Source organism: Pseudokineococcus marinus (assembly GCF_013004605.1).
Classification (GTDB): domain Bacteria; phylum Actinomycetota; class Actinomycetes; order Actinomycetales; family Quadrisphaeraceae; genus Pseudokineococcus; species Pseudokineococcus marinus.
Map to the genome: position 1 here is coordinate 1 of NZ_JABEMA010000258.1, position 4,509 is coordinate 4,509.

The window sequence follows — 4,509 nt, forward strand, 5'->3', positions numbered from 1 at the left end:
GCGACACCGCCGGACGCCCGCGCGCCGCGGTGCCGTCCGTCGACGTGGGGGGCGCCGTCCGGCCCGTCGAGGCGCCCCGCGGCTGAGGCCGTCCCGCGGAGGGGGCCGTGGGTGCGGGCCCCCGGCGCGGGGCGGCATGATCGCCCGCAGCCGGGGCTGCGGTGCCCCGCGCGTCGACGAGGAGGCGATCGAGGGTGACCAGCACCACGGAGGTGCCCCGCACCATGCGGGCCAGCGTCATGACCGGCGTGCGGCAGGTCGAGGTGCAGGAGCGCCCCGTGCCCGCCGTGGCGGACGACGAGGTGCTGGTGCGCGTCGGCTCCGTCGGCGTCTGCGGGTCGGACGTGCACTACTACACCGACGGCCGCATCGGCGACATGGTCGTCACCGGCCCGCTCGTGCTCGGGCACGAGGTCGGCGGCACCGTCGTCGCCGTCGGCCGCGACGTGCCGGAGGAGCGCCTCGGGCAGCGCGTGGCCGTGGAGCCGCAGCGCCCCTGCCGCCGCTGCCGGCAGTGCCACGCGGGCCGGATGAACCTCTGCCCCAACATGGTCTTCTACGCGACGCCGCCGGTCGACGGCGCGTTCTGCGAGTACGTGACGGCGCCCGCCGACTTCGCCCACCCCGTGCCGGACTCGCTGTCCGACGCCGCGGCCGGCCTCCTCGAGCCCCTGTCGGTCGGCATCTGGGCCGCGCACAAGGCGCAGGTGGGCGTCGGCGACCGCGTGCTCGTCGCCGGCGCGGGGCCGATCGGCGCGATGGTCGCCCAGGCGGCCCGCGCCCGCGGGGCCACGGAGGTCGTCGTCACCGACCTCGTCGAGTCCCGCCGCGAGCGGATCCTCCAGTTCGGCGCCACCCGCGCGCTCGACCCCCGCGAGGCCGCCGCCGAGCTGGCCGACCTCGAGGCCGACGCCTTCGTCGACTGCACGGGCGCCACCCCGGCCGTCCAGTCCGGCATCCGCTCGGTGCGCGGCGGCGGCGCCGTCGTCCTCGTCGGCCTCGGCGCCGAGGAGATCGAGCTGCCGGTGCAGCTCATCGCCACCCGCGAGATCACCCTCACCGGCACGTTCCGCTACGTCGACACCTGGCCGCGCGCCATCGAGCTGGCCCGCACCGGCGCCGTCGACCTCGACGCCATGGTGACGGCGCGCTACGACCTCGACTCCGTCGGCGAGGCGCTCGAGGCCGACTCCGACCCGATGAGCATGAAGGCCGTCGTCGACGTCGCGGGGGGTCCCCGGTGAGCGGTGCGGTGAGCGGTGCGGGGAGGGACGCGGTGAGCGGGTCGGCGGGTCGTCCGGTGGGCGACGGCGCGGGCGGCGGGGAGCGCGCGGCGAGCGGCGTCCTCGACCGCTTCCGCCTCGACGGGCGCGTGGCGCTCGTCACCGGCGGCTACCGCGGGCTGGGACGCGCCTTCGCCCAGGCGCTCGCGGAGGCGGGGGCCGACGTCGCCGTCGCCGCCCGCGACGAGGCCAGGAGCGTCGAGGCGGCCGCGGAGATCGCGGCGTCGACGGGCCGGCGCACCCTCGGCCTGCGGATGGACGTCACCGACCGGGCCGAGGTCGAGGCGGGCGTGCGGCGCGTCGTCGACGAGCTGGGCGGCCTGCAGGTGCTCGTCAACAACGCGGGCACGTGCATCCACGAGCCGGCGCTCGAGGTGAGCGACGACCACTTCCAGGACGTGCTGCAGACCAACGTCCGCGGCGTCTGGCTGCCCTCGCAGGTGGCCGCCCCGCACCTGGCGCAGCAGGGCCCCGACGGCGTCCGCGGCTCGATCGTCAACATCGGGTCGATCAGCGCGATGATCGTCAACCGCCCGCAGATGCAGCCCGTCTACAACGCGAGCAAGGCGGCGGTGCACCAGCTGACCAAGTCGCTCGCGGCCGAGTGGGCGCCCATGGGCGTGCGCGTCAACGCGCTGGCGCCGGGCTACGTCAAGACGGAGATGGCGCCCGTCGACGAGCCGCGCTTCCGGCGGATGTGGATCGAGGACGCCCCCATGCAGCGGTACGCGACGCCCGAGGAGGTCGCCGCGAGCGTCGTCTACCTCGCCAGCGACGCGTCGTCCTTCTGCACGGGCACCGTGCTCGTCACCGACGGCGGGTACACGCTGCACTGACTTCGTGCGCCCAAGGCCCCCGCGACGGACTTCGTAGCCTTCTTCCGCCGCGGGGGCCCTCCTGTGCGGACTTCGTAGCCTTCTTCCGCCGAGTGGGCTCTTCTGCGCGGACTTCGTAGCCCCCCTCCGCGCGGTCCGATCTCCTCAGAGGGCCGTGTAGCCGCCGTCGACCGTGACGCACTGGCCGACGACGTACCGCGAGCGCGGCGAGGCCAGGTGCGCGACGGCGTGCGCCACGTCCTCCGGCTGGCCGACGTCACCGGCCGGGATGCGCGAGCGCCACGCCGCGGCGGTCTCCGGGTCGCCCTCGAGGACGCCGCGGGTCTGGTCCGTGGCCACGTAGCCGGGGGAGACGGCGTTGACCCGGATCCCCAGCGGCGCCCACTCGACGGCGAGCGAGCGCACGAGACCCTCGACGCCCGCCTTGCTCGCGTTGTAGGCGCTCTGGCGCTGGGGCACGTTGACGATGCGCGCCGACATCGACGCGATGGCGACCACCGTGCCGCCCTCCCCGGCGGCGACGCGGGCGCGGGCGAAGGCCTGGCACACGACGAAGGTGCCGGTGAGGTTCACCCGCAGCACCCGGTCCCACTGCTCCAGCGTCGTCTCCAGCGCGTCGGAGACGAGCGCCGTCCCCGCCGCGTGGACGAGCACCGACGGCGGGGCGAGCCGCTCGGCGACCTCCGCCAGAGCGGCGGCGACGGAGGCCGGGTCGGTGACGTCGGCAAGGACGGCGACGGCGCGGACGCCGTGGTCCGCGGCGATGCGCTCGGCGCTGGCCGGCGCCTCGTCGAGGACGTCGAGCAGCGCCACGTCGGCGCCGCGGGCCGCCAGCTCGGCCGCGCACGCGTAGCCGATGCCCCGCGCGCCGCCCGTGACCAGCGCCGTCGTGCCGGTGTGCTCGAGGTCCGCCCGCTGCGCCGTCGTCATGGCCGCATCCTCCCCTCCGGCCGGGAGGCGCGTCCCCGCCGGTGCGGTCGAGCCGCCGGGCGACCTGCATATCAGGCTCGAGCGGAGCGTCACCGCAGGTCAAGGGCTCGCGCGCCGTCTCTGGCCCCCGTTGCGCAGGTCGCCCGGCGCCGTCGTCACCGCTGCGGGGCGGGCCCGGCGTGGCAGCCTGCGCCCATGCGCCTGGAGGAGCTCGTCGACCGCGCCGTCTCGCTGCTCGAGGGGCGCGACCGTGTCCTGCTCGGCGTGGCCGGCGCCCCCGCCGCCGGCAAGACGACGCTGGCGCGCGCCGTGGCGGCCGGGGTGGACCTCGTCCTCACCGACCGCGGGGAACGCGCGCCCGGCGGGCCGCCCGCGGCCGTGCAGGTGCCGATGGACGGGTTCCACCTCGCCGACGTCCAGCTCGAGCGGCTCGGGCTCGCTGACCGCAAGGGCGTGCCGGCGAGCTTCGACGCGGGCGGCTACGTCTCCCTCCTGCGCCGTCTGCGCGCCGCCGACGAGGACGTCGTCTACGCGCCCGCCTTCGAGCGCGACCTCGAGCAGGCCCTCGCCGGGGCGATCGCCGTGCCGCGAGAGGCGCGCCTCGTCGTCACGGAGGGCAACTACCTGCTCCTCGACGAGGCGCCGTGGGACGCCGTCCGGCCCCTCCTCGACGAGGTCTGGTTCGCCGAGGCCGACGAGGAGGAGCGCTCGGCCCGACTGCTCGCCCGCCACGTCGAGTTCGGCAAGACGCCGGAGGCGGCGCAGGCCTGGATGGCCTCCGTCGACGACCCCGACGCGGCCCTCGCCGCGCGCGGCCGCGCGGTCGCCGACCTCGTCGTGCGCACGGCCGCCGGGGACTGAGACCGGCCCCGCCGTCGTCCCGCGCCCACCCCTGAGGCGAAGGTGACGCCTCCTTCACGCGTGGACGCCTCCCGCAGGTGGAGGTGACGCCTCCTTCACGCGAGGAGGGCTCCCGGAGGTCGAGGAGGCGTCACCTTCGCGCCGCGAGGGGCCCGGGGGTGAGAGAGGCGTCACCTCCGCGCGGGGGTCGCTCAGACCGGGGGCAGGTCGGCCGTCATGACGACGGCGTCGGCGGCGTCGAGCACGACGAGGCGGTCGACGTCCTCGCGCAGCAGCGCCGCGTTGAGCCGGCACTCGACGGGCCCCTCGCTGCCGAGGAAGGAGCCCGAGCCGGCCTCGGCGCCGTCCTCGCCCACGAGCACCACGCGGTAGGCGCCGCCGACGGGCAGGCCCGCGACGTCGAGCACCGTCTCGGTGCCCCAGGTGTGCGCGACGACGGCGAGGTCGGCGTCGACACCGGCGGGCTCGCCCACGACGGCCACCTGCTCCAGGGCGCCGAGCGTCCCGGGCGGCCCCTCCGGCGGGCCGTCCTCGAGCGAGGCGACGCCCGCGCCCACCCCCGCGCCGACGACGACGAGCGCCGCGGCCGCCGCGGCCAC

At 76.8% G+C, this 4,509-nt stretch carries 4 protein-coding genes and 1 pseudogene; 3 read left to right on the top strand and 2 right to left on the bottom strand.

Translation table 11 applies throughout. The features are described 5' to 3' along the window. Positions 1–194 precede the first annotated feature (194 nt). A complete protein-coding gene (locus tag HLB09_RS13500; protein ID WP_322790185.1) occupies positions 195–1,244 on the top strand; it encodes an NAD(P)-dependent alcohol dehydrogenase in 1,050 nt (349 codons plus the stop codon). Positions 1,245–1,300: 56 nt separating this feature from the next. Next, entirely contained in the window at positions 1,301–2,119 is an 819-nt protein-coding gene (locus HLB09_RS13505; protein ID WP_171203871.1) for a glucose 1-dehydrogenase, read from the top strand. Positions 2,120–2,263: 144 nt separating this feature from the next. Here HLB09_RS13505 and HLB09_RS13510 read toward each other — a convergent pair whose 3' ends face one another. Then, on the bottom strand, positions 2,264–3,049 hold the full coding sequence (locus HLB09_RS13510) for an SDR family NAD(P)-dependent oxidoreductase (RefSeq protein WP_171203868.1): 786 nt from the start codon (positions 3,047–3,049) through the stop codon (positions 2,264–2,266). 195 nt (positions 3,050–3,244) lie between these two features. Here HLB09_RS13510 and HLB09_RS13515 point away from each other — a divergent pair, with 195 nt between their 5' ends. Further along, a complete protein-coding gene (locus HLB09_RS13515) occupies positions 3,245–3,910 on the top strand; it encodes a nucleoside/nucleotide kinase family protein (protein ID WP_171203869.1) in 666 nt (221 codons plus the stop codon). A gap of 191 nt (positions 3,911–4,101) precedes the next feature. On the opposite strand, the pseudogene HLB09_RS13520 reads toward HLB09_RS13515, so the two are convergent. Continuing rightward, a pseudogene (locus tag HLB09_RS13520) lies at positions 4,102–4,509 on the bottom strand (anti-sigma factor family protein); the annotation flags it as partial.